Source organism: Gluconobacter sp. (assembly GCF_047723935.1).
Classification (GTDB): domain Bacteria; phylum Pseudomonadota; class Alphaproteobacteria; order Acetobacterales; family Acetobacteraceae; genus Gluconobacter.
This window is the reverse complement of the sequence record NZ_JBDOBO010000002.1, coordinates 186,489-208,619: the sequence shown is the minus strand read 5'-3', so window position 1 is coordinate 208,619 and position 22,131 is coordinate 186,489. Positions and strand designations below refer to the sequence as shown.

The 22,131-nt window shown below is 55.1% G+C and carries 17 protein-coding genes and 1 tRNA gene; 6 read left to right on the top strand and 12 right to left on the bottom strand.

The genetic code is table 11. The annotated features are described in order from the left end of the window. From ABF979_RS03075 to ABF979_RS03060, 4 genes are all read right to left on the bottom strand, one after another. Positions 1 to 1,314 (bottom strand): ATP-dependent DNA helicase, encoded by a 1,314-nt coding sequence (locus ABF979_RS03075; RefSeq protein ID WP_099211503.1) that lies wholly within the window; start codon positions 1,312 to 1,314, stop codon positions 1 to 3. A 198-nt stretch (positions 1,315 to 1,512) separates the two neighbouring features. Then, complete coding sequence (locus tag ABF979_RS03070) at positions 1,513 to 2,556, bottom strand: Ldh family oxidoreductase (protein WP_415557662.1); 1,044 nt, start codon at positions 2,554 to 2,556, stop codon at positions 1,513 to 1,515. After that, on the bottom strand, positions 2,553 to 3,866 hold the full coding sequence (locus ABF979_RS03065) for a cation:dicarboxylate symporter family transporter (RefSeq protein WP_415557660.1): 1,314 nt from the start codon (positions 3,864 to 3,866) through the stop codon (positions 2,553 to 2,555). The genes ABF979_RS03070 and ABF979_RS03065 overlap by 4 nt, the downstream gene beginning before the upstream one ends. 83 nt (positions 3,867 to 3,949) lie before the next feature. Beyond that, positions 3,950 to 6,286: a TonB-dependent receptor gene (locus ABF979_RS03060; RefSeq protein ID WP_415557658.1), complete on the bottom strand. Its 2,337-nt coding sequence runs from the start codon at positions 6,284 to 6,286 to the stop codon at positions 3,950 to 3,952. Between the two features lie 212 nt (positions 6,287 to 6,498). On the opposite strand from ABF979_RS03060, the gene ABF979_RS03055 reads away from it, so the two are divergent. Then, complete coding sequence (locus tag ABF979_RS03055) at positions 6,499 to 7,182, top strand: GntR family transcriptional regulator (RefSeq protein ID WP_237389883.1); 684 nt, start codon at positions 6,499 to 6,501, stop codon at positions 7,180 to 7,182. 120 nt (positions 7,183 to 7,302) lie between these two features. Here the strand turns inward: ABF979_RS03055 and ABF979_RS03050 are convergent. Then, positions 7,303 to 7,378, bottom strand: a tRNA-Lys gene (locus ABF979_RS03050). A gap of 133 nt (positions 7,379 to 7,511) precedes the next feature. Here ABF979_RS03050 and ABF979_RS03045 point away from each other — a divergent pair. Continuing rightward, positions 7,512 to 7,892, top strand: coding sequence for a DUF6525 family protein (locus ABF979_RS03045; RefSeq protein ID WP_415557656.1), 381 nt, complete (start codon positions 7,512 to 7,514; stop codon positions 7,890 to 7,892). 36 nt (positions 7,893 to 7,928) lie between these two features. Here ABF979_RS03045 and ABF979_RS03040 read toward each other — a convergent pair whose 3' ends face one another. From ABF979_RS03040 to ABF979_RS03025, 4 genes are all read right to left on the bottom strand, one after another. Then, the gene (locus ABF979_RS03040; RefSeq protein ID WP_086634607.1) at positions 7,929 to 8,414 is read right to left on the bottom strand and encodes a peptidylprolyl isomerase; all 486 of its coding nucleotides are present in this window, start codon (positions 8,412 to 8,414) and stop codon (positions 7,929 to 7,931) included. Between the two features lie 31 nt (positions 8,415 to 8,445). After that, positions 8,446 to 8,964 carry a pantetheine-phosphate adenylyltransferase gene (gene coaD / locus ABF979_RS03035; protein ID WP_046900542.1) on the bottom strand — a complete coding sequence of 173 codons (519 nt, stop codon included), beginning with the start codon at positions 8,962 to 8,964 and terminating at the stop codon, positions 8,446 to 8,448. After that, complete coding sequence (gyrA, locus tag ABF979_RS03030) at positions 8,957 to 11,797, bottom strand: DNA gyrase subunit A (protein WP_415557654.1); 2,841 nt, start codon at positions 11,795 to 11,797, stop codon at positions 8,957 to 8,959. The genes coaD and gyrA overlap by 8 nt, the downstream gene beginning before the upstream one ends. A 73-nt stretch (positions 11,798 to 11,870) precedes the next feature. Then, the gene (locus ABF979_RS03025) at positions 11,871 to 12,635 is read right to left on the bottom strand and encodes a class I SAM-dependent methyltransferase (RefSeq protein WP_415557652.1); all 765 of its coding nucleotides are present in this window, start codon (positions 12,633 to 12,635) and stop codon (positions 11,871 to 11,873) included. An 83-nt stretch (positions 12,636 to 12,718) separates the two neighbouring features. On the opposite strand from ABF979_RS03025, the gene ABF979_RS03020 reads away from it, so the two are divergent. Continuing rightward, positions 12,719 to 13,516 carry a helix-turn-helix transcriptional regulator gene (locus ABF979_RS03020; RefSeq protein WP_415557650.1) on the top strand — a complete coding sequence of 266 codons (798 nt, stop codon included), beginning with the start codon at positions 12,719 to 12,721 and terminating at the stop codon, positions 13,514 to 13,516. After that, a complete protein-coding gene (locus ABF979_RS03015) occupies positions 13,513 to 13,980 on the top strand; it encodes a GNAT family N-acetyltransferase (RefSeq protein ID WP_415557648.1) in 468 nt (155 codons plus the stop codon). Before ABF979_RS03020 ends, ABF979_RS03015 begins: the two co-directional genes overlap by 4 nt. A 65-nt stretch (positions 13,981 to 14,045) precedes the next feature. On the opposite strand, the gene ssb is transcribed toward ABF979_RS03015, so the two are convergent. Further along, positions 14,046 to 14,627, bottom strand: coding sequence for a single-stranded DNA-binding protein (gene ssb / locus ABF979_RS03010; protein WP_202206991.1), 582 nt, complete (start codon positions 14,625 to 14,627; stop codon positions 14,046 to 14,048). 129 nt (positions 14,628 to 14,756) lie between these two features. Between ssb and uvrA the strand changes: the two genes are divergently transcribed. Next, positions 14,757 to 17,789, top strand: a complete 3,033-nt coding sequence (gene uvrA, locus ABF979_RS03005; RefSeq protein WP_415557647.1) for an excinuclease ABC subunit UvrA — start codon at positions 14,757 to 14,759, stop codon at positions 17,787 to 17,789. A gap of 343 nt (positions 17,790 to 18,132) precedes the next feature. On the opposite strand, the gene ABF979_RS03000 is transcribed toward uvrA, so the two are convergent. Both ABF979_RS03000 and ABF979_RS02995 read right to left on the bottom strand, forming a co-directional pair. After that, positions 18,133 to 19,074, bottom strand: a complete 942-nt coding sequence (locus ABF979_RS03000) for a rhodanese-related sulfurtransferase (RefSeq protein ID WP_415557646.1) — start codon at positions 19,072 to 19,074, stop codon at positions 18,133 to 18,135. Positions 19,075 to 19,185: 111 nt separating this feature from the next. Next, positions 19,186 to 20,550 (bottom strand): autotransporter strand-loop-strand O-heptosyltransferase, encoded by a 1,365-nt coding sequence (locus ABF979_RS02995; RefSeq protein ID WP_415557645.1) that lies wholly within the window; start codon positions 20,548 to 20,550, stop codon positions 19,186 to 19,188. Between the two features lie 268 nt (positions 20,551 to 20,818). Between ABF979_RS02995 and guaD the strand changes: the two genes are divergently transcribed. Then, complete coding sequence (gene guaD / locus ABF979_RS02990; protein WP_415557644.1) at positions 20,819 to 22,129, top strand: guanine deaminase; 1,311 nt, start codon at positions 20,819 to 20,821, stop codon at positions 22,127 to 22,129. Positions 22,130 to 22,131: the final 2 nt, after the last annotated feature.

The following is a 22,131-nucleotide window of genomic DNA, read 5'->3' as shown; positions in this document are numbered from 1 at the left end:
TCAGTTCGCAGAGCCAGTATTGACGAGAAAGACCATATCCGTCGCGCGGGTCAGGGCTACATAACAAAGCTGTTGGGTCTCAAGAGGATTTCCTCCTGCCCGACGTCGGATGTCACCCAGATCCACAAAAACATTCCGGAACGTACTGCCCTGAGACGTATGCACCGTCATGGCATAAATAGCCTGCAAATTAAGCAGTGCACTCTGAAACGCAAATCGCTGCTGCCAGCGTTTGCGCTCCTGTTTGGCTTCCTGAACCAGCCGACGGTCCACACCCTGAAGATCCCGCGGATCCTGCACCAGATGCGCGGTAATTTCTTCTCCTGCCAGCGTGAGCACAGTCAGCTCCCAAGCTGGTAAATCCGTTGTCCATGCCGCCAGAGATCCACAGGCTTCAAAACGGTACGACAAACGAGACGCCTGAATATCCATGACCAGAACTTCTTCATTGGTCGCAATCTGCTGTCGGCTCTTGTCTTCGTTCTGTCGACTGAAAGGCGCGCGCGCGACGGCACGTTCCCCGGGCATAAAGGGACGATCAATCGTCTCCCCATACCGCCATTGTCGAACCATCTGGTTCACTTGATGAACCCGGTCATTCGTCCAGCACAGGTAACGAAAGCTATCATTGTCTGCGTCAAATGCATCAGATGTGAAGGCCTTGCGAACCCAGCTTTCCACATCCTTAGGAACGAATAGCCCGGAGGAGCCTTTCCGGGCATCCTGAACCCAGCTCCAGTCCACATCGCCACCCTGACTCTGCCTGATGATCGTAGCAGCTTCCAGAATGGGATTACCCGCCGCCTGCCGAACCACTGTCTCAAGATGCGATGTCGACGGGACAGAAAAAGACGGAGAAGCGTCTTCCCCCACCGGCGGAAGCTGCGCTGGATCGCCCACAAACAGCACGAAGCAGTATTTGAGCAGATCCCGGATCCACCCCATCAGCTCACGCGAAATCATGGAACACTCATCCACAATCACCACGCCATCCGGAATAGTTTGCGGGCGCTTCGCGCGTACAAGAGTGGTTTTACCCCCCTGAGAAGACGGCTGAAGGCTCAAATGGCTCTGGATGGTCCGGCACTCGACGGTCTTGTCCACCTTGCTTCGCAGTACAGCCGTGGCCTTGTGTGTCGGCGCCGTAATCACGGTCACAACATTCAAACGAAGGAAATGCCTGGCCACTTCCTGCATCAGGGTCGTCTTACCGCTCCCCGCATACCCCGTCAGTAAATGCGTAGGCCGCTTTTCAGCATGCGCCTTGATGATTTCATCGAGAGCCGTTTTCTGAGAAGGAGTGAGCGCAACCATGGTGTCTCCTTCTCACAATCTCGCCCCCTTCTCCACCAAAAGGACAAATGGACCAGGAAAAAAGCAGCACGGGCACAAACTGATGACATGGGAAGAGGTGTAGTTTGGGTTAGACTGCCTCCTCTCCGAACCTCAAAAAAAACGGCACGTCCTAACCAAGACGTGCCGATCGCTATTTTTGGGGAATAAATTATGCCCTCAAATCAAACCGAGAATTCGCTGTGTATCGGGGTCAACCGGAATCCCTGTCTCGGCACGCTTTCGAGCTTCCTGCCACTCCCGGTCACCCGGCGCCATAACAGGATTGTACGAATTAACGGACGGCCCATTTCTTAAAAGATCAAGATAAGAGCGCATCGCAAGATCATAGGCCGCTTGGCCAATAAACCTTGCTGGATCTATGGCGATTGCAAAGTGACCAACATTCTGTCGCTTCCGGTCGCTCTGCTCTTCATCAGTTCCAACCATAACCGGGTCCAGTGCCGCCCCCGTCAGAACGCCTGCCAGTATGGTAACAAGCCCAGCCAGTGCAGCCCCCTTGAAACCAAACTCTTCCCCACCGAGTGGCTGAAGAAACGCAGCTGACTGTGCATCCCGTGTGGGTAGTCCGTCATCACTCGCAGCCACACCTGATGGTAAAGACAAGCCAAGAGAGCGATAGAGCTTAACGCGGTTGAATGGAATTGAGGACGTCGCAATGTCCATAAGCCACGGATCAGAACCACTGGTCGGGGCGGCCATCGCAATCGGGTTTGTTCCGTGAAATGGCTTGGCGCCCCCGAACAGGGATACGGCTGCGTCAGAGTTACTCATGATCAAACCGATCATTCCCTGCCTCGCAGCCTCAACGACATACGCGCCAGCTGCTCCGAAATGCGAGGAATGATGCACTCCAACCGCGCCAATTCCAGCGCCCCGAGCTAACGACACAGCTTCATCCATGGCACGATAGGCCGCAGAATGAGCCAGGCCGCCATCAGCATTCAATTGCCCAGTTGCCGGCCCTGTTCTGGTGAAGACAGGAACGGGCAGGGAATTCACCCCACCAGACCGCAGAAGCCGCACATAATGTCCCACCAGCCGAACACCATGACTGTCGACCCCGATACGAGACGCATGAAGCAAAGCCCGGGTCGTGGCTTCGGCATCTGCATCCTGCGCTCCGGCTTCCACCAGACACGCGTGAACACGCTCAGACAGCAACGCTTCCGGATAATACAAAAGCTTTGTCATGCTGCTCATGACGGAAGCTCCATTTTCACATGAGGAGCCAGAATATGCCGGGCCCGCTCACGATCCAGCGCCCCAGTCCAGGCCGCCATAACAACAGGAGCTACACAGTTTCCAGCCAGATTACCGACAGCCCGTGCAATTCCGATAAACCAGTCTACCGCCAAAAGAAGCACAAGACTGGAGAGCGGAATGGAAGGAGCCGCAGCCAACGTGGCAGCCAGAACGACGATCGCAATCCCCGGAACCCCATGAGCCCCTTTGGACGTAATCAGTGCCGTCGCCAACATAGAGAGCATTTGCGTCAGCGTCAGAGGCGTTCCAGTCACATCGGCCAGAAACACAATGGCAAAGCCGAGATAGATCGATAGTGCATCCAGATTGAGCGAATATCCGGCAGGAACGACCAAGCCGACCACCTGCCTGGAAACGCCCATGGCTTCGAGCTTTGTCATGATGCTTGGCAGAACTGAATCAGAGCTGGTCGTCGCCGTGACAATAAGGATCTCTTCACGGAAATAACGGGCAAAGCGCCACGGATGAACACCGCACGCCAAAAGGCAGCCACCCAAAAGCACAACGATGAAAACTGCAATAGCTGCGAAATAGAGCACAACGAACGACGCAAGCCGACCGATGGCATCCAGTCCGTACTCTGCTACCGTCGTCGCAACAGCCCCAAACACTCCTAGCGGCGCCAGAGCGATAATCAGGCGCATCATTCTTGAAAAAAGCGTCGAGAGACTTTCAATCAGGCGTGTGACAGGTGCACCAGCGTCCCCAATCCGGCTCAGGCAACATCCTGTCAGAATAGCGAAAAACAGGATCTGGAGAATATTCCCTTCGGCGAAAGCCGCAACCGGAGACCGTGGGACAAGACTCAGGATGAACCCGGTAAAACCCTGCCCGTGCAGAAGGTGAGCATTCGCAGCGTAGGATGCCACGATATGGGCATCCTCAGGGCTGGGCGTAAAAGTCAGCCCTTGTCCGGGCCGGATAAGCATGGCTGCCCCAACCGACAGCAGCAGGACGAGCGTGGTCATACCCTCGAAATAAATCAGGGACCGAAAACCCAGTCGTCCCACAGCACCTAGCGATCCCGCACCCGTAATACCCGTCACGACAATACAGAACAGCAGCGGGCCGACCGCCATCAGAATCAGACGAAGGAACAGATCGGTGAGCCATCGGAATTGCCCTGCAACATGCGGTGCGAACAGACCAACCAGAACCCCGATCAAAGTTGCAACCACAACCTGAGAGAAAATCCCTGGACGAAACCTGCGTTTCGCATCTTTCGAAAGGCTCGTATTGCTCGTCATCCAAACCTTCTTCCCGTCGTTCCTTCAGAAAACCTGACGCCGGCTGGAGGTTCTGCACTCCGGCTCAGGTCCTGATTACTCGTTCAGTACGTTACGTTCATTTTTGCGCCTACGAAACGGGGCAGACCCGGCATGACGCCATAGAAAGTGGCCTGCGTCCCGCCAGAAAGCCAGTAACGGCGATCTGCAAGATTCTGCCCGTAAACCGTTACGGACCAATGCTGTTTCGGCGCCGCAAACGTCAGGAAAGAATTCACAAGGAAGTAGGCTGGAGCACGGTAGAACCCACCATCTCCGATATGCTGCGGCTGTGTCTGTGCGCCACGATAATTATAATCGACGTCAAAAGTCATCTTGTAATCATGGAACATGGACCAGGTGTAGGTAGCCGCTCCCGAAAGAGTCAGATTGGCCAGCCCCATATTGTAGCCATTATAGTTCGTATTCACAGGCGACCAGACACCCGTTGAGGCAAACTGGGCGGTTGTGGCACTGCGATTTAGGCTCTGGAACTGAGAGTAAGAGCCGTTCTGGTATCCAAAATTCTGTGTCAGCACGAGCCCATGAAACGGATGTGCTTCCATATCGAACTCAGCGCCATAAATGTTGGAACGCGGCGCATTCACGTAGCCACCCAGCACACCATACGGTGGCACAAGGATGGTCCCGAGCAGCTGCTGGTCCCGATAATCATAATAGAAACCGGCTGCATTAAAGCGCAGACGCCGGTTGAACAGCATCGTTTTAAAACCACCCTCATACGTCAGAACCTGCTCAGCCTTGAACGGCTTTAGCTGGCTGGCCTGCTGGGTAATGTTGGCCGAAAATCCTCCTGGCTTGAAGCCACGCGAGAACATGACATAGCCCATCACGCTGGGATTGAACTGGTATTGTGCCCCGACACGTCCGGCAAACTGATTTGTCAGTGCCCCTGAATTGCCGAAGTTTTGTACGTGCGTTCTGGCACCCGTATTCAGGTCGTAATCAGCACTGACAACGTTCAGCATCTGCCGGTCGTCCGACTCATGGCTGATCGCTCCGATCAGGGTCAGCTTCGGCAGAATGCGATATGAAAGTTGAACATACTGATTGAAGTTCTGCTGATTTTGACGATAGGACGTCTCATTCAGTGGCGTCGTGCCCGGCCGATCTGACGAATCATACCAGAAATTCTGCGCCATCCGTGCACGGCTGTAATACATGCCGACTTCCCAGTGGAAGCGAGCACGCGGATTCCGGGACTCCAGCTTAACTTCCTGAGAAAAGACATTCGTCTGGTTATTACGGAACATATTGCCGTAGGACGCGACCGAGTTCGTCTGGTTGGTCAGTTCATGCTCGTCAACGGCTTCAAAAGCGCTCAGCGTCCACAACCGGCCCCAGCTGAAGTCCTTCGTATAGCGGACATTCGCTCCCCAGAAGATATTGTCTTCCCTTGGCTTCTGATTGGCTCCGTTGATACCGATAATTTTCGCAAACCGCGGATCAAGTCCCCATTCGGTCTGCATGATATCCGACGTCACAGGAACGCCGTAGCTGTTATAGAAATTATGCCCTGAAGACGTCTCGGACTGATCCGTCGTCCAGTGCCCACCGATGTCCAGCGTCGATGTTGAGTCAATTTTCCAGCGAAGCTTGCCGCGAAGCGCTCCGATATTGGAGTTGCCGTACCCTTCGCCCAGCGAATTGTGCTGGAAGCCGCCCCCCGTCATGGACTGCCCTGCCAAACGGAACGAAACCGACTTGGAAATTGGCCCGGAGACAAACCCCTCAACCCGGTTGCGACCATAGCTGGCAATGTCTTCCGTTAGGCCCGCATGAAACTCAGGGGTAGGATCACCCGTGTGGAAATTAATCTCACCACCGGTGGTAGACTGTCCATGCGTGAAACCGGACGCACCAGGCGCTACAGAAATGTCATCCATGTCAAACAGCATACCCGACGTCATGATACTCACCGGATAGGCCACACCATCGACATACGGCATGACGGACGGGGTGTTGTTTTGGGTGAAATCCATCAGCCCGACACCGCGCAATGCAAAGTTCAGTGCAGAGCTTCCAAAAGACGGCTGAATAGTCAGATTTGGCGCAACACGAACGATGTCTGTTAACTGGCGGACGTTGCGGTTCTGAAGCTCCTGACGGGACAGTACCGTTTCAGAATGCGCCTCATGCTGACCTGCGCCAGTCACACCGCGCCGGGCATTAACGTGAACGACCTCATTACTCGCCGCGGAAGCATCAACTGTACGATGCCGTACTGCTCCAGCCCCATGCTTAGCGATCGGATGCACGCTCCGCTTCGCTGCCCCTGCAGCGGCATCAGCGCTTCCAACACAAGACAGAAGAGCCGTGGACAGCAGCGTCACGCGCAGAGAGAGAATAAAACGGGGTCGACAGGGCGAAACAGGGGACATCGGGCATTTCCAGATCAGCGATGTGAAGCAGTCAGGATGTGTCGCAATTCACCATGTCGGCGAATCTTGTATACCAGATAGAATACAAAGCATCTTTGTTCCACATCAAAAATGATCGAATCCGGAATATTCCTTTTCCATATCTTATGCCGTGCTTGTCCCTCAAAAGAAGGAGGCGCATAAAAGCTGACATGGAAGAACGGAAAAAATCGATGCAGCCCGCCAGCAGCAATGTCATCGAAAACAAAATTATTCAGGCCGTTCTTTCCGAACAGATCTCCCCCGGAGAGCGGCTCGGAGAAAAAGATCTGGGAGAGATCTTCGGGGTTTCACGAACACTGGTCCGGGAGGCAATGATGCGCCTCAGCAGTCGGGGCATCGTTGCGGTTTCCCCTCGGAGGGGGTGGTTCGTCATTGAACCCACCGTTGAACAGGCTCGCGAAACAATTGAAGCACGCCGATCCGTAGAAATCGGTCTTCTCATGACACAGAAAAATATCAGTGCCGAGACGATCAAACAGCTTGAAGCACACGTTCTGGAGCAACAGCGCGCCATTGATGAGAATGATCTGGGTCGTCGCAGCTACCTTCTAGGCCACTTTCACGTCCACCTAGCCGCAGCACTCGGCAATTCTATTCTGGCCAACATTCTTGAAGAATTAACAACCCGAATCGTCCTGATCGCTACCTTGTATCAATCCAAGGCGGACGCGCAGCAATCCTGCGACAATCACAGGCGGCTGGTGAATGCCCTGCGTAAGAATAGGGTAAAGGATGCCGTAAAAATCATGGATGCGCATCTTACGCACCTCGACAAAGCCCTGAGTATTCGAAAAAAGATGAAACCACGCTCTGCAAACCTGCTCCGTGACAAATCTTCGATTTTCGTTCCGTAAGGTAGCCAGCCCATATCGGCATAGGGCGATCATATTAGCTTGACGGCTTTCCGCGCTAATGATGCGGATTCTGCCTCGCCCTAGGCGAAGTTTCCAAACACATTCGATCTCTGGGGAAAATGGTGAACCGGCTGGGACTCGAACCCAGGACCATTCGATTAAAAGTCGAATGCTCTACCAACTGAGCTACCGGTTCATCCGAGCGGATGGCTACCCCACAACCACTATGGAGGTCAACCTCCAGCAGCCGGAAAACAGCACTAGAATTTTTTTTAGTTATGTTATAACATATTAAATACTACCGATTCAGAGCCTGAAAAAGCCCTCGTATGTGCTCCAAAAACAGCAACCTGACCAATCACTGCGCCTTAAACGATCGCACTGTACGGCATGAAATCTGGCAACGCTTTGAGGGGAACGAGTGGGATGCATTCGATCAGCTTCCAGCATCCATTCGCAGACGCCTGAACGAACACGTCTATGATGCCTGGTCCGTCAACGCCTTGATCCTGTGGAAGCACTACAAGCGCATTTACGGCCGCACTCCGCGTGCCGAACGAGCCCTGATCAAATATCTGGATTATTGTGAACGCCTCGAACGCGAGGCCTTTTCAGAGCGCTACACCGCTCAATGCGGCTCGCCCTACCCTCATGATGCCGCAGGAGTGACAGTCCTGCGAACACCAGAGAACAAGCAGCAAGCTGCCTGAGCGCCCTGTAAGACACTCAGAACAGCCGAAACAGCTTCAGGCTTCTACATAAGCCTTAACGATGGTGTCCGGATCCTTAACGACGCCCGACGAGCCAGCGCCACGCTTGATCTGATCGACATACTCCATGCCTTCAACAACCTTGCCGGCAATCGTGTACTGACCGTTCAGGGACGGCACGTCCTGGAACATGATGAAGAACTGGCTGTTTGCAGAGTGCGGAGCCATCGTACGGGCCATGCCAAGTGTGCCACGCTCGAACTTTGCCTTGTCCGTGAACTCGGCCTTCAGGTCCGGGTAGCTGCTACCGCTGGTGCCTGTGCCAGTCGGATCGCCGCCCTGTGCCATGAAGCCTTCGATCACCCGGTGGAACTTCACACCGTCGTAAAAACCTTCGCTCGCCAGAAGCTTCAGACGCTCCACAGCCAGCGGCGCCAGATCAGGGCGCAGCTCAATGACGACCTTGCCGTTCTTGAGTTCGAAAACCAGCTTGTTGCCGTCGGGTACTGCGGTCTCAGACATCTTGGAACCTTCCAGAAATCAATGAAGGTTCCTATGTCGCCCTTCGACCCAGTTTCGACAAGACGAGACTTGCAACATCTTCGCTGACAAAGGAGGAAATATCGCCATCAAGACGGGCAATTTCCTTCACAATTCGACTGGCCGTCGTGCGATGCCCTTCAGAAGACAGCAGAAAGACCGTCTCAATTTCCGGCGCCAGACGACGCAACGCCCCAGAGAGCTGACTCTCAAAGTCGAAATCCCCCGCAGAGCGAAGGCCGCGCACAACCGTCCCGGCGCCAGCCTTGCGTACGGCATCGACCAACAGGGTATCAAACCCCAGAACCCTGATCCGGTCAGCATGAGGCAATTTCGAGACCTCTTGCCGCATCATCTCCAGACGCTCTTCCAGCGTCAGAAGCGGCTGCTTCCCCTCATTGACCGCCACACCAACCAGCAGGCGGTCAAAAAGAGTGGACGCACGGTCGATAATATCCAGATGACCGAACGTCACCGGATCAAACGTGCCGGGATAAAACCCGACACGCGGATCAGTCTGCCACTCAGGCATCAGGGGCTGCGTCACCCACAGAAGCCTCACCGTCCGTCACAGTGCCATCAACAGGCGCTGTACCGTCCGGCGTTGCCACGACATCCCCTTCGATCAGGTCGCCCTCTTCTCCATCATCTTCCACAACCGGGAAGACACAGATCACGGTCTCACTGTCGTTCAGACGGAATAGCGTCACACCACTGGCCTGACGTGCCATGACACGCACCTGAGACACCGGAAGACGGATCAGACGACCCGTATCCGTCACGAGCATGACATCCGTGCCATCCAGCGTCGGAAGCGTCCCAACCACTTCCTTGCCACGACGATTGGCCGAGAAGGTCATGTTCGTAATGCCCTGACCACCGCGGCCCGACACACGATAATCATAGGCAGAGGAACGACGGCCAAACCCGCCATCTGTCACAGTCAGAAGAATTTCTTCCTGCTGTTCCAGCTCCTCAAAGCGCTCCTGCGTCAGATCGCCAACGATCTCCACAGTGTCTTCGTCACCGGACACCACCTCTTCTTCAGCACCTTCTGCCAACGCAGCATTCTCGGCGCGACGTTTTGCATTGGCCATCCGCAGATAGGCCGCACGCTCTTCAACGCTGGCATCCACATGGTTGAGAATGCACAGTGAAATCACCGCATCCCCGTCCCCCAGACGAATACCACGCACACCCGAACTGCCACGGCCGGCAAACACACGTAGCGTGTCATCCGTGATCTGGAAGCGGATGCAGCGGGCGTTCTTCGTTGCCAGGAACACATCCTGACCTTCACGACACGTCGCCACACCAATGAGGGAATCGCCCTCATCCAGCTTCATCGCAATCAGACCGGACGCCCGGATATTCCGGAAATCATTCAGGCGGTTACGACGAACATTGCCGCTGGCCGTCGCAAAGGTGAGGTGCAGATCTTCCCACAGCTCCTCGTCCTGCGGCAACGGAAGAACCGCTGTAATGGCATCCGAACCCAGTTCCGGCAGCAGATTGACCAGTGCGCGCCCCTTGGACGTCGGAGACGCTTCCGGCAGATGCCAGACCTTGGTGCGATAAGCTTTGCCGCCCGAAGAGAAGAACAGCACCCACTGATGGGTATGAGCATTGAAGCTACGAATAATGACGTCATCGCCACGACGGCCAGACGCCGTACGACCACGCCCACCGCGGTTTTGCGAGCGGAACATCTCAAGCGGCGTGCGCTTGATGAAGCCGTCACGCGTGATGGTCACAACCATCTGCCCCGGCTCGATCAGGCTTTCGTCAGACTGATCGCCCAGCGCATCGGAGATTTCCGACATGCGTGGGGTGGCAATTTCAGCCCGGGCCGCCAGCAATTCATTGCGCATGACATCCATGCGACGAGTGTGGCTGCCAATGATGTCGAGCAGGTCGGCAATCTTGGCCGCAACTTCGCTCAGCTCACCCTGGATCTTCTCACGTTCCAGGCCGGTTAGACGCTGCAAACGCAGTTCGAGAATACCGCGAGCCTGCGCTTCTGTGAGGCGAACCTTGCCATCATAAATGACATTGCCTTCGTCCTGGATCAGCTCCAGCAACGGCACAACTTCGCTCGCATCCCACTCGCGCGCCATGAGCAGCTCGCGCGCTGTCGAGGCATCAGGAGCAGAACGGATCAGCGCGATCACTTCGTCGATGTTGGCAACAGCCAGCACAAGGCCAACCAGCAGATGCCCACGATCCCGAACCTTGTTCAGATCGAAGCGTGCGCGACGCAGAATGACGTCTTCGCGGAAACGAATGAACGCCTGCAGAACGTCCATCAGCCCCATCGTGCGCGGCTTGCCCTCATCGAGTGCCAGCATATTGACACTGAAGGACGTCTGAAGCTGCGTGAAGCGATAGAGCTGGTTCAGCACCACTTCCGGCGTCGCATCGCGCTTCAGCTCAATGACAACGCGCATTCCAGAACGATCACTTTCGTCCCGGATATCAGAGATGCCTTCGATTTCCTTCGCACGAACGAGATCGGCAATCTTCTCCTGAAGGGTTGCCTTGTTCACCTGATATGGGATCTCGGTGATGACGATCGCCTGACGATCCTTGCGGATCTCCTCGATCTCAGCACGAGCCCGGACCGGAACAGACCCACGCCCTGTCTCAAACGCCTTGCGGATACCGCTGCGGCCCATGATGATTCCGCCGGTCGGGAAATCCGGGCCGGGGATGATCTGCATCAGCTCATCCAGCTCAATCGCCGGATTGGCAATCATCGCCAGCGTGGCATCAATGACTTCGCCAGGATTATGCGTCGGGATGTTCGTGGCCATACCAACCGCGATACCCGAAGCGCCATTCACCAGAAGATTTGGGAACGTCGCTGGCAGAACCTTAGGCTCATGCTCGCTCTCGTCGTAGTTCGGCTGAAAATCAACCGTGTCCCGCTCAATATCATCCAGCAGGAACGACGCAGACTTGGCCAGACGAGCTTCGGTATAACGCATGGCAGCCGGGCTATCGCCATCGACCGAACCGAAGTTACCCTGTCCATCAATCAGCTTGACGCGCATTGACCAATGCTGCGCCATACGAACCATGGCATCGTAAATCGAGCTGTCACCGTGCGGATGGTATTTACCCATCACGTCACCGACCGCACGCGCAGACTTGCGGTAAGGCTTATCAGACGTAAACCCACTCTCGCGCATCGCATACAGGATGCGACGATGGACGGGTTTCAGGCCGTCACGCACATCCGGCAAGGCACGCGAGACGATCACCGACATCGCATAGGCCAGATAGGAGGAGCGCATCTCCTCCTCGATCGTCACCGGAAGACGATCGGAAGGTACAATATCAGTCGGCTCGTTCAGCTCGGTCAAGACAGGTCCACCACGCTAAAATACAGTCCGCACAGCATAGCCCATGCGCGGCCTACATGCCACACCCACCCCATTATGGCCTGTGAAACTGAAAAACGGTCACGTCCAGCAGGAAACTGCCGTCTTCTTCCAACCCCAGTCTTTCACGGACAGCTACAGGCGCACCACGCTGCAACGACCGGATGCCCTTCACACGCTCCGTCGGTGTTCGTGTTCGCGATACCCAACTCTCAAATTCCATCCGCAAACGGCTGCGTCTCAGGCCATCCACAACAAAACCGGATCTTCCGAGAGCAGACACCCATTCTGTCACGGCATAGTCCCTCACATGAGAGACATCCCGCATCAATTCCAGCGTCTGGAGCCAGCTATCGGACATAGCGTCTTCAGGAGCCGTAACATCGCCGAAAATAGCCAGACCTCCGGGCCTCAGAACGCGATGCACTTCTCTCAGACCAGCCTCAAAGCCTTCCCAATGATGGGCACTAAACCTGCATAAAACAGCGTCAAACACACAATCATCAAATGGAAGCGCTTCTGCGGTGCCCTGTTCAACAACAATGTGGCCAAGGCCACGGTCTTGAGCGGACCTGCTTACAGCAGCCAACATTCCGGCCGTGACATCGCAGGCGACAACCTGCCCGACATGTGGCGCCACAGCATAGCTGACGTGCCCCCCGCCACAGCCAAGATCCAGCACACGTTCAAACCCGCGCCCCTGAACAGCCCGAACCATCACGTCCAGGTCACCGCCCTGACTATGCACCACGCTATTTACGTAAGATGAGGCCCTGTCTTCATAATGCTTCGCAGCAAATTGTCCTGCCTGCATAACCATCTGATTTTTCTCCCTTGGAGATCATCATCAGACAACAAGCAATCAGGTATAAGATCCTATTTTATCATGGTATAAATTGCACCATGCCTACGTCCAGCCGTAAAACTCTTGGTCTGTTTCTTCGCACGCACCGCGAAAGGCTTTCTCCGTCAGAAGCAGGATTGCTGATTCCATTACGACGCAGACGCACCCCAGGACTGCGCCGCGAGGAAACAGCTCAACTCTGCGGGATCAGCACGACATGGTACACGTGGCTGGAACAGGGACGCGACGTCTCATGCTCATCCGCCACACTGTCGCGCATTGCCGCGGCTTTGAAACTGTCCACGACGGAAAGACGCTACCTTTTCACTTTGGCAGAACTGCGAGACCCTCAGCGGGATCACACTGCGCCAACTGCACCAGCCACACTTCTTAGCCTCCCAGAACAGATCTCCAGCCCCGCTTATTTGCTCGATCCCTTGTGGAATGTTCTGAGCGCAAATTCCGCAGCCAAAATTCTTTTCGATGTCTGGCTGAACAGCTCAGAGACCAATCAGCTGCGCTATGTTTTTCTGAACCCCAATGCCCGAATTTTCCTTACGGACTGGCTACCCCGCGCCCAGCGGCTTCTGGCCGAATTTCGAGCCGATACAGTTTCTATTGCCCGTACCGAACCTTTTCAGACACTTGTCTCAACCCTTCAGAGAGAAAGTCCGGAATTTAACCGTTTCTGGGAAGACCAAGGCGTCCTCCCCAGAGAAGGAGGGCACCGGAGCTTTCAACATCCAACACAAGGCCTTCTCCACTACGATCAAACAACGTTCATCCCGACAGCTCATGCGGGCTATAAACTCGTCATTCTGTCCAAAAGCACGGCCACTCCGGATTCCACCTTATGAACCCGAACCACATTCTCCGCCCAGCAGACTTTGCCGACCAAGAAACATGCGACCTTTTGACCCTTCACCTTGCCGGAATGCACGAAAATACCCCTGCTGGACACGTCTTCGCCTTGGATCTGGCTGCTCTCACCTCATCTGATATCGAGGTCTGGACTGTCCACCACCGGGGCCACGTTGCTGGCATTGGTGCGCTAAAACGATTGAGTGCTCAGGACGGTGAACTCAAATCCATGCGTACTCATCCGGATTTTTTAAGACAGGGCATCGCCAGCACTCTTCTGGATCATCTCATTCACAGAGCACGCTCTCTGGGCCTGAAAAAGCTTAGCCTTGAAACCGGCCAGAATTCCTCTTTCGAACCCGCACTAAAGCTCTACAAAGCCCGCGGCTTTCAACTCGGCGAACCTTTCGCTGACTATCAGGCTTCTAAGTTCAACCAGTTCTTTCATCTGTCGCTCTAAAAACCGGCCTTTCGCGCATAAAAAAACCGGACTGACACTGCCAGCCCGGTTCTCCGGAAAATCCCTTAAAACGGGATTTCATCATCCAGATCGTTATCTGGCGGAGCATCCCAGCCACCGCCACGACTGCCCGACGCGCCACCTGCGCTACCACCGCTACTACGAGAGCCGCCGCCAAAGCCACCTTCACTGCCACCACTCCGGCTTCCACCACCAAAGCCGCCGCCGTTGTTGCTTCCACCACCGTAGGACGAACCACCACCGTCGAAGCCACCGCCTTCATCACCGCCACTACGGTTACTGTCGAGGAGCACCAACTCACCACGGAAGCGATCGATCGTCACTTCCGTCGTGTAACGCTCTTGGCCGGACTGGTCGGTCCACTTACGGGTCCGCAGTTCACCTTCGAGGTAAACCTTGCGCCCCTTGCGCAGAAAACGCTCAGCCACATCGCCCAGGCGATCATTGAAAATGACGACGCGATGCCATTCCGTACGCTCGCGGCGCTCACCGGACTGACGGTCGTTCCATGTTTCAGACGTGGCGATCGTCAGATTGACAACCTTCCCGCCTGACTGCGTGTTCCGGACTTCCGGGTCCTTGCCCAGATTTCCGACCAGAATCACCTTATTGACGCTGCCTGCCATTCCGTACCAACCAATTTTCTCGAATTGTTCTTTTCATATGATCCTAAACGCCCATCTATAATTGATCCAGCGCCGTTCAGGCGCGTTCCGATTTTTAACAATCGCTTTTCTGCACATTCCGGGGTTTTCGTGAGCTTTCCAGACAATCATTCGATCCGTGTCCGTGGTGCCCGCGCCCACAATCTCAAGAATATCGATGTCACGATTCCCCGTGACTCCCTGACGATCATCACGGGCCTCTCCGGCTCCGGAAAGTCGTCTCTCGCCTTCGATACGATCTATGCCGAAGGTCAGCGCCGATATGTGGAAAGTCTTTCCGCTTACGCCCGCCAGTTCCTTGAACTGATGGGCAAGCCGGATGTGGACTCCATTGAGGGTCTCTCCCCGGCCATCTCGATCGAACAAAAAACGACCTCAAAGAACCCCCGCTCCACCGTCGGCACCATCACGGAAATCCATGACTACATGCGCCTTCTCTGGGCGCGCGTGGGTGTTCCTTATTCACCCGCAACCGGCCTTCCTATTGAAGCCCAGACGGTCAGCCAAATGGTAGATCGCGTCATGGCGCTTCCTGAAGGCACGCGCCTCATGCTACTGGCGCCGGTCGTCCGGGACCGTAAAGGGGATTGCAAACGCGAACTGGCAGACCTGGCTCGCAAGGGCTTCACGCGCGTCAAAATTGACGGTGAGCTTTACGAAATTGCCGAAGCCCCCGAACTCAATCGCAAGACCCGCCACAATGTCGAAGTCGTGGTGGACCGGATTGTCGTCAAACCTGATCTCGAATCCCGGTTGGCGGACAGCTTTGAGACAGCCCTCGAACTCTCCGACGGTCTCGCCTACACGGAAGAAGTCAGGCGTGCGGGAAAAACAGCTGCCCCCGCCCACATCGTTTTCTCCTCACGTTTCGCCTGCCCTGTTTCAGGTTTTACGATTGAGGAGATCGAGCCCCGTCTGTTCTCCTTCAATGCCCCGATGGGCGCCTGTCCTACCTGTGATGGTATCGGTACGGAAACCCATTTTGACGAGAACCTGATTGTCAGTGACGATACGCTGACACTTTCTGAAGGTGTGATTGCCCCTTGGAGTGGTGCCAGCACGGACTGGTATGACCAGACTCTTGCAGCCCTTGCCCGCCATTGCGGGGACACCATGAACACGCCATGGCGAGACCTGAAAGCCGAAACCAGGGATTTGATCCTGTACGGCTCCAAAGAGGCCATCGCCATTCCGTATCGTGATGGCAGCAAGGTCCATACCGTTACGAAGCCCTTTGAAGGCGTGCTCAAAAACCTGCGCCGGCGCATGGCACAGACAGACAGCATGTGGGTACGCGAGGAACTGTCGCGCTATCAGTCAGAAAAACCCTGCCACACCTGCCATGGCGCACGCCTGAAACCTGAAGCCCTCTGCGTAAAGGTCAATGACCTGAACATCGCCGAAGCGTCAGATATGCAGATCCGGAAGGCACTGGACTGGTTTTCCGGTGTTGAGGTTACCCTCACCCCACAACGTGCGGAAATCGCGCGCCGCATTCTTCGCGAAATCACGGATCGCCTGCACTTCCTCGATGACGTAGGCTTGGACTACCTCACGCTTTCCCGCGGATCCGCCACACTTTCTGGCGGTGAAAGCCAGCGTATCCGGCTGGCGTCCCAGATTGGCTCGGGTCTGACAGGCGTTCTGTATGTGCTGGATGAGCCTTCCATCGGCCTGCATCAGCGCGACAACGAGCGTCTTCTCGGCACACTGGAGCGTCTCAAGCGCCTTGGAAATACCGTCATCGTCGTCGAACATGACGAAGATGCCATCCGCGCTGCTGATTACCTTATCGATATGGGGCCTGGTGCTGGCACGCGGGGCGGAAACGTCATCGCCATCGGGACACCTGCGGAAGTAGCCAAGAATAAAGAAAGCCTGACCGGTGCCTATCTTTCGGGTCGGAAGTTTATTCCAGTTCCGGAAAATCGACGCACCTCGGACAAAACACTCACATTGGTTGGAGCCAAGGGAAACAATCTCAAGGATCTGACCGTGGATTTCCCACTGGGAACCTTTATTGCGGTCACCGGTGTATCAGGCGGCGGCAAGTCTACCCTGGTCGTAGATACCCTTTACAAAGCACTGTCCCGGCAGCTCATGAAATCGAGCCAGTCTCCACTCCCTTATGACCGACTGGAAGGCGTAGAGAACCTCGATAAAATCATCGAAATCGATCAGTCTCCAATTGGGCGTACACCCCGTTCCAACCCCGCCACCTACACGGACCTGTTCGCCCCTATCCGGGACTGGTTTGCCGAACTCCCGGAATCCAAGGCACGCGGTTACAAACCAGGCCGCTTCTCCTTCAATGTAAAGGGCGGCCGCTGCGAAGCCTGTCAGGGCGATGGCGTCCTGAAAATCGAAATGCACTTCCTGCCTGACGTCTTTGTCACCTGTGACACCTGCAAAGGCGCGCGGTACAATCGTGAAACGCTGGAAGTGAAGTTCCGTGGCAATTCCATCGCTGATGTACTTGCCATGACTGTGGACGAGGCGTTGCCGTTCTTTCAGGCTGCGCCCAGAATTCGGGACCGCCTCGCCATTCTCCAGCAGGTTGGTCTTGGCTATGTCGCCCTGGGCCAACAGGCAACCACGCTTTCAGGCGGTGAAGCCCAGCGCGTCAAACTGTCCAAGGAACTCGCCAAACGGGCTACGGGTCGCACGCTCTACATTCTTGATGAGCCCACCACCGGCCTGCACACTGAAGACGTCCGTAAGCTGCTGGAAGTGCTGCATACGCTGGTCGATCAGGGCAACACCATTTTGGTGATCGAGCATAATCTGGAGGTCATCAAGACAGCAGACTGGCTGATCGATATCGGACCAGAAGGCGGTGATGGTGGCGGCAAGATCGTAGCCGCAGGAACACCGGAAGACATTGCTGCCTGCAAAGCAAGCCACACTGGCCGCTTCTTGGCCCCCCTTCTGGATGCGCCCGGTGTCAGGCAGCACCGTGAGCCCACAGGCAAAAGAATCACTCAGGCGATGATTGCCGCCAGCTTGCCCCAAAAGGCGGAGCGAGCCCCAGCCAAAACGACAAAACTGCCTAAGGCAAAAATAGCGGTGGACAAGAAATCTCGTGGCCGCCCCTCAGGCTCCCGCAACAAAACCAAAGCCTGATTCCTCAAGTCCTGAAGAGCTTAGCTCTTCAGGACAACAAAGGACGTTACGCAGATCAAGCTACAAAAAGGTGTCAAAGGCCGTTGCCCCAATGCCTTACGGACCACAGTGATCGGGAGCCAGAAATTCAGCCCCTCGACAGGCGACACCAGAACAGTAATTGCAAAAAACGCAGCCGTACCCTTTCCAATCGGGTATGCTGGTGCAAACCCCACGGCAACAATCCACATACGAGACGGCAGCCGGATTAGAGCAATTATCAGCGCTCAGCGGTCCAGATCATCCTCCCAGAACAATCCATTTGCTCCCTTCTGAGAAAAATTACCGGCTAACTGGGCGACAGTTATTTCTGCTGAGTACCGAGATGCTCTTTCCCGCGCTGGCGCGCCAGCTTCTCCTGTAGCTCACGGGCAGCGTATCGCTGCCGCTGCTCCTCAGTGCGTTCATTATGACAATGGGGGCAGGAAACGCCTTGTACGAACATCGGAGAAGCCTTGTCTTTCTCGCTGACCGGACGACGGCAGGCGTGACAGACATCGTAGCTGCCAATTTCCAGACCATGCTTCACGGAAACACGCTGGTCGAAGACGAAACATTCCCCTTCCCAAAGGCTTTCTTCCTCTGGAACAGTCTCCAGATATTTCAGAATACCGCCTTTGAGATGGTAAACTTCGTCCAATCCCTCTGCCTTCACAAAAGACGTGGACTTCTCACAGCGAATTCCGCCTGTGCAGAACATGGCAATCTTTGGAACTCGACCTTTGGCCTCAAGCTCCTTGCGTCGGTTCCGAAACCATTCTGGAAACTCCCGGAATGAGCGTGTTTTGGGATCTTCAGCCCCCTTGAAAGTCCCGATCGCGACTTCGTAGTCATTCCGGGTATCAATCACGATCGTATCCGGATCAGAAATCAGAGCATTCCATTCATCTGGTGCCAGATACTGACCAACATCCTTGCGAGGATCGATATTAGGCTGTCCCATGGTGACGATCTCTTTTTTGAGACGCACCTTCATGCGGCGGAAGGGCATTTCCGGCGCACGAGATTCCTTGATCTCCAGTTCCTCACATCCGGGCATCGCCCGAATATGCTCCAGCACCCGTTCCATGCCTTCGTCTGAACCAGCGATCGTTCCGTTAATGCCCTCTGGCGCCAGAAGCAGAATACCTTTGATGCCTTCGCGGTCGCAGACCTCCTGCAAAGGCCCGCGCAACGCAACGATGTCTTCAAACGGCGTGAAGTTGTAAAGCGCGACGATACGGATCGGCAGAAGAGCATCAGACACAGGGCAACCATCCAGCTCTGCGACCGCAGGCAAACCCACGATCAGGTGACAATATGCCCCGCCAATATCAGGCTCGCGCCTTCAATTCCAGAAAACTCCTGAACCTGGGCCTCAGGCGACTGACGCGGTTGCTGCCTCTGCGAGAGGTAGTCCACGATCCTTGATCACGCGACGCACCGTCTGAATGACCTGCGATCCAGTAATCAGACGCGTGCATTCAAACTGCCGCTCCGTTCCCTTGTGGCGGGGGCACCAGAAGAAATCCTTGTGATCGAACTGATGCCTCGGGTCGTTCCAGCACGAATTGCAGGTGTGCCAGTTGATGATGCGATAGGGCGTGAAAAATTCATTGTCCGGATGCGTGAAGCCGGAAATCATGACGACAGGTGTCCCAGCTGCATGCGCCAGCCAAGCCAGACCACTGGAGAGGCCAATGAAGAAACTGGCATGCTTCAGCCAACGCGCACGTTCTGACAACGGACGGCTGCCAGTCTCGTCTTCTGCACCATGGGGAATGTGATTGTAGACATATCCTGTTCCATGGAACGTTTTCTGATCAATGCAGATCACGCGATACCCAGCAGACTTCAGAAAGCCAATAACCTCCTGCCACCCAGCTGGATTATTCCAGTATTTGCACTGAGTACTCGCCTGCGTCGCAATCACGACATATGGCCCCTCAATAGGAGGCGTATCCCCATCCTGAATTGTAATGCCAGGCGGGTTATCGTTCCAGGGATCAACACCTAGAATATAAGCTGCGGTGCGGTGCAGACCCACATGCCGGAAGTCTGTTGGCTGATGTGTCAGCTCGGTATCCGTGAAAAACAGGCCTATATTATACGAGGCGTAGAATCCGGACGTGAACGTCTTGTTTGCCTGAGCTTCATCGTGACTAACCAGAGTAATATCCGGATTGGCTTCTTTCACCAGTGGCAGAATCACATCTGCAACCGAGCAGGACACTTTCGCTCCCGTTTGCTGGGCCAAGCGAATAGCAGCGGGCAGCCAGGCAATCGTGTCTCCCAGAGTTCCAACAGGAAGCTGCACCAGAACAGGTTTTCCATTCAGAGAAAGTTCATGATGCAGAATATCCTCCCGTGTTCCGTCAGGCTTTTCCAGCCAGACATCAATCCGGAATGGAACAAAGTACTTCTTGGTGGATGAAACCATCCCGCCCTTGAGCCGGGCATCGAAAAGAATATTTCCCGTCGAATAATCTGAAAGCCTGACATGCCACTGCCCCAACTCCGGAGCGATATCCGGCACCATGACGCGGGCACCATCATTGAAGTCAAAGCGGACACCCTGCCCCCCTTCGACAACTGGAACAGCCGGAATGGCCAGATAGGGGCTCTTCTCGTCCTCCTTCTGCACAACACTTCCATCAGCGGGTAAAGTACTCTCCTGCGGAAGGCCTGAGGCAGGTGTTACAGTTTCTGCAAGCTGGGAAGAAACAGAGGTCACATCAGACATAAGTAGAAGCGTCTCCAAACCGTCCCCGCAGGCCGTACAGAGACAGAGAACCGTCCCCACCGCACCCACAAAAGCAGGCTCAATACTGAAAGTTGAAAACCATTTTCAAATCTGCATCCATCTCTTGATAAAGAGACGCTGCCCACTCTGCCACAAAACAGTGCCAAGGTTAAAATAGACTAACGACCCTTGGACATTAAAAGAAACTTTCACCTATCCACCAGAGATCGTTCCCTGGTCGGAAATGCTGTGCGATACCGGAAAGATCATGACAGACCATACTGCCATCCGCGGCCCCTTCCTGACTTTCCACGCAGACCCGTTCACGGTCGATCCCATGGCTGCTGTAACGCATCAGCCGGATGGCCTGATTCTATGCAAAGATGGCATCATTACCGCCGCCGGAGCATGGGACGATCTGAAAGATCAGATCCCTGAAGGCACTGCCGTAGATCATTATCCAGACCGGCTGATTTCAGCAGGAATGATCGATACCCACGTCCATTATCCTCAGCTTCCGGTGATTGCCTCGTATGGGGAACAACTCCTGGAATGGCTGGAAACTTACGTTTTCCCTGCTGAGGCCCGCTACGCCGATATCACTTATGCACGCCAAATTGCCCGCAGCTTCCTAAAGGAGCTCCTCCGCGTCGGCACAACAACAGCCGCCGTGTACTGCACGGTTCACCCGGAATCCGTCGATGCTTTTTTTGAGGAATCAGAACGTCTCAATACCTGCATGATCGCAGGGAAGGTCCTGATGGACCGAAATGCGCCTGACAACCTGCGAGACACTGCCCAGACAGGCTACGATCAGTCTGCCGCCCTTATCGAACGCTGGCATGGTCGCGGACGGCAGCTTTATGCAGTCACGCCACGCTTTGCCCCTACCAGCACACCCGAACAACTGGATTTGGCTGGATCTCTCCTTGCTACCCGCTCCGACCTCTTCATGCAGACGCACCTGCTCGAGAACCGGTCTGAGATCGAATGGGTCAAGGAACTCTTTCCTAACCGTTCATCCTATCTGGACGTGTATGACAAGTCCGGCCTTCTGCGCCCTCGCGCCATTCTGGCTCACGCTGTGCACGCACAGGAAGAAGATTTCCAGCGCTGCCATGATACAGGCTGCTCCATCGCACACTGCCCTGGTTCAAACCAGTTCCTGGGTAGTGGATCGTTTCCCCTGTTCAACGCTTTGAAGCCTGAACGACGTGTTAAAATCGGCATCGGCAGCGATGTGGGCGCTGGGCCATCCCTCTCCCTGCTTCAGGTTCTTTCGGACGGATACAAGGTCGCTCAAGGCCTGGGTACAAAACTTCACCCAGCTCAAGGTCTCTGGTTAGCGACTGTAGGAGGAGCTCAGTCTTTAGGGCTTGAGGATCATATCGGCGCGATCAGACCCGGCCTGCATGCAGATCTCTGCATCTTCGATCCTACTGCGACACCTCTCGGAAAAATTCGTACCCAGACGGCAGAGACCCTGTCTGACCTCCTGTTTGCCCTGACCATGCTGGGTGATGATCGTAGCATCGAGGCCACATATGTCGCCGGTCAGAAGGTCCACAGCCGGAATTGATA

Excerpts from the sequence above, each read along its gene's own strand:
- ABF979_RS03075 (WP_099211503.1), bottom strand. The coding sequence starts at position 1,314 with ATGGTTGCGCTCACTCCTTCTCAGAAAACGGCTCTCGATGAAATCATC.
- ABF979_RS03070 (WP_415557662.1), bottom strand. The coding sequence starts at position 2,556 with ATGAGCAGCATGACAAAGCTTTTGTATTATCCGGAAGCGTTGCTGTCT.
- ABF979_RS03065 (WP_415557660.1), bottom strand. The coding sequence starts at position 3,866 with ATGACGAGCAATACGAGCCTTTCGAAAGATGCGAAACGCAGGTTTCGT.
- ABF979_RS03060 (WP_415557658.1), bottom strand. The coding sequence starts at position 6,286 with ATGTCCCCTGTTTCGCCCTGTCGACCCCGTTTTATTCTCTCTCTGCGC.
- ABF979_RS03055 (WP_237389883.1), top strand. The coding sequence starts at position 6,499 with ATGCAGCCCGCCAGCAGCAATGTCATCGAAAACAAAATTATTCAGGCC.
- ABF979_RS03045 (WP_415557656.1), top strand. The coding sequence starts at position 7,512 with ATGTGCTCCAAAAACAGCAACCTGACCAATCACTGCGCCTTAAACGAT.
- ABF979_RS03040 (WP_086634607.1), bottom strand. The coding sequence starts at position 8,414 with ATGTCTGAGACCGCAGTACCCGACGGCAACAAGCTGGTTTTCGAACTC.
- coaD (WP_046900542.1), bottom strand. The coding sequence starts at position 8,964 with ATGCCTGAGTGGCAGACTGATCCGCGTGTCGGGTTTTATCCCGGCACG.
- ABF979_RS03025 (WP_415557652.1), bottom strand. The coding sequence starts at position 12,635 with ATGGTTATGCAGGCAGGACAATTTGCTGCGAAGCATTATGAAGACAGG.
- ABF979_RS03020 (WP_415557650.1), top strand. The coding sequence starts at position 12,719 with ATGCCTACGTCCAGCCGTAAAACTCTTGGTCTGTTTCTTCGCACGCAC.
- ABF979_RS03015 (WP_415557648.1), top strand. The coding sequence starts at position 13,513 with ATGAACCCGAACCACATTCTCCGCCCAGCAGACTTTGCCGACCAAGAA.
- ssb (WP_202206991.1), bottom strand. The coding sequence starts at position 14,627 with ATGGCAGGCAGCGTCAATAAGGTGATTCTGGTCGGAAATCTGGGCAAG.
- ABF979_RS02995 (WP_415557645.1), bottom strand. The coding sequence starts at position 20,550 with ATGTCTGATGTGACCTCTGTTTCTTCCCAGCTTGCAGAAACTGTAACA.
- guaD (WP_415557644.1), top strand. The coding sequence starts at position 20,819 with ATGACAGACCATACTGCCATCCGCGGCCCCTTCCTGACTTTCCACGCA.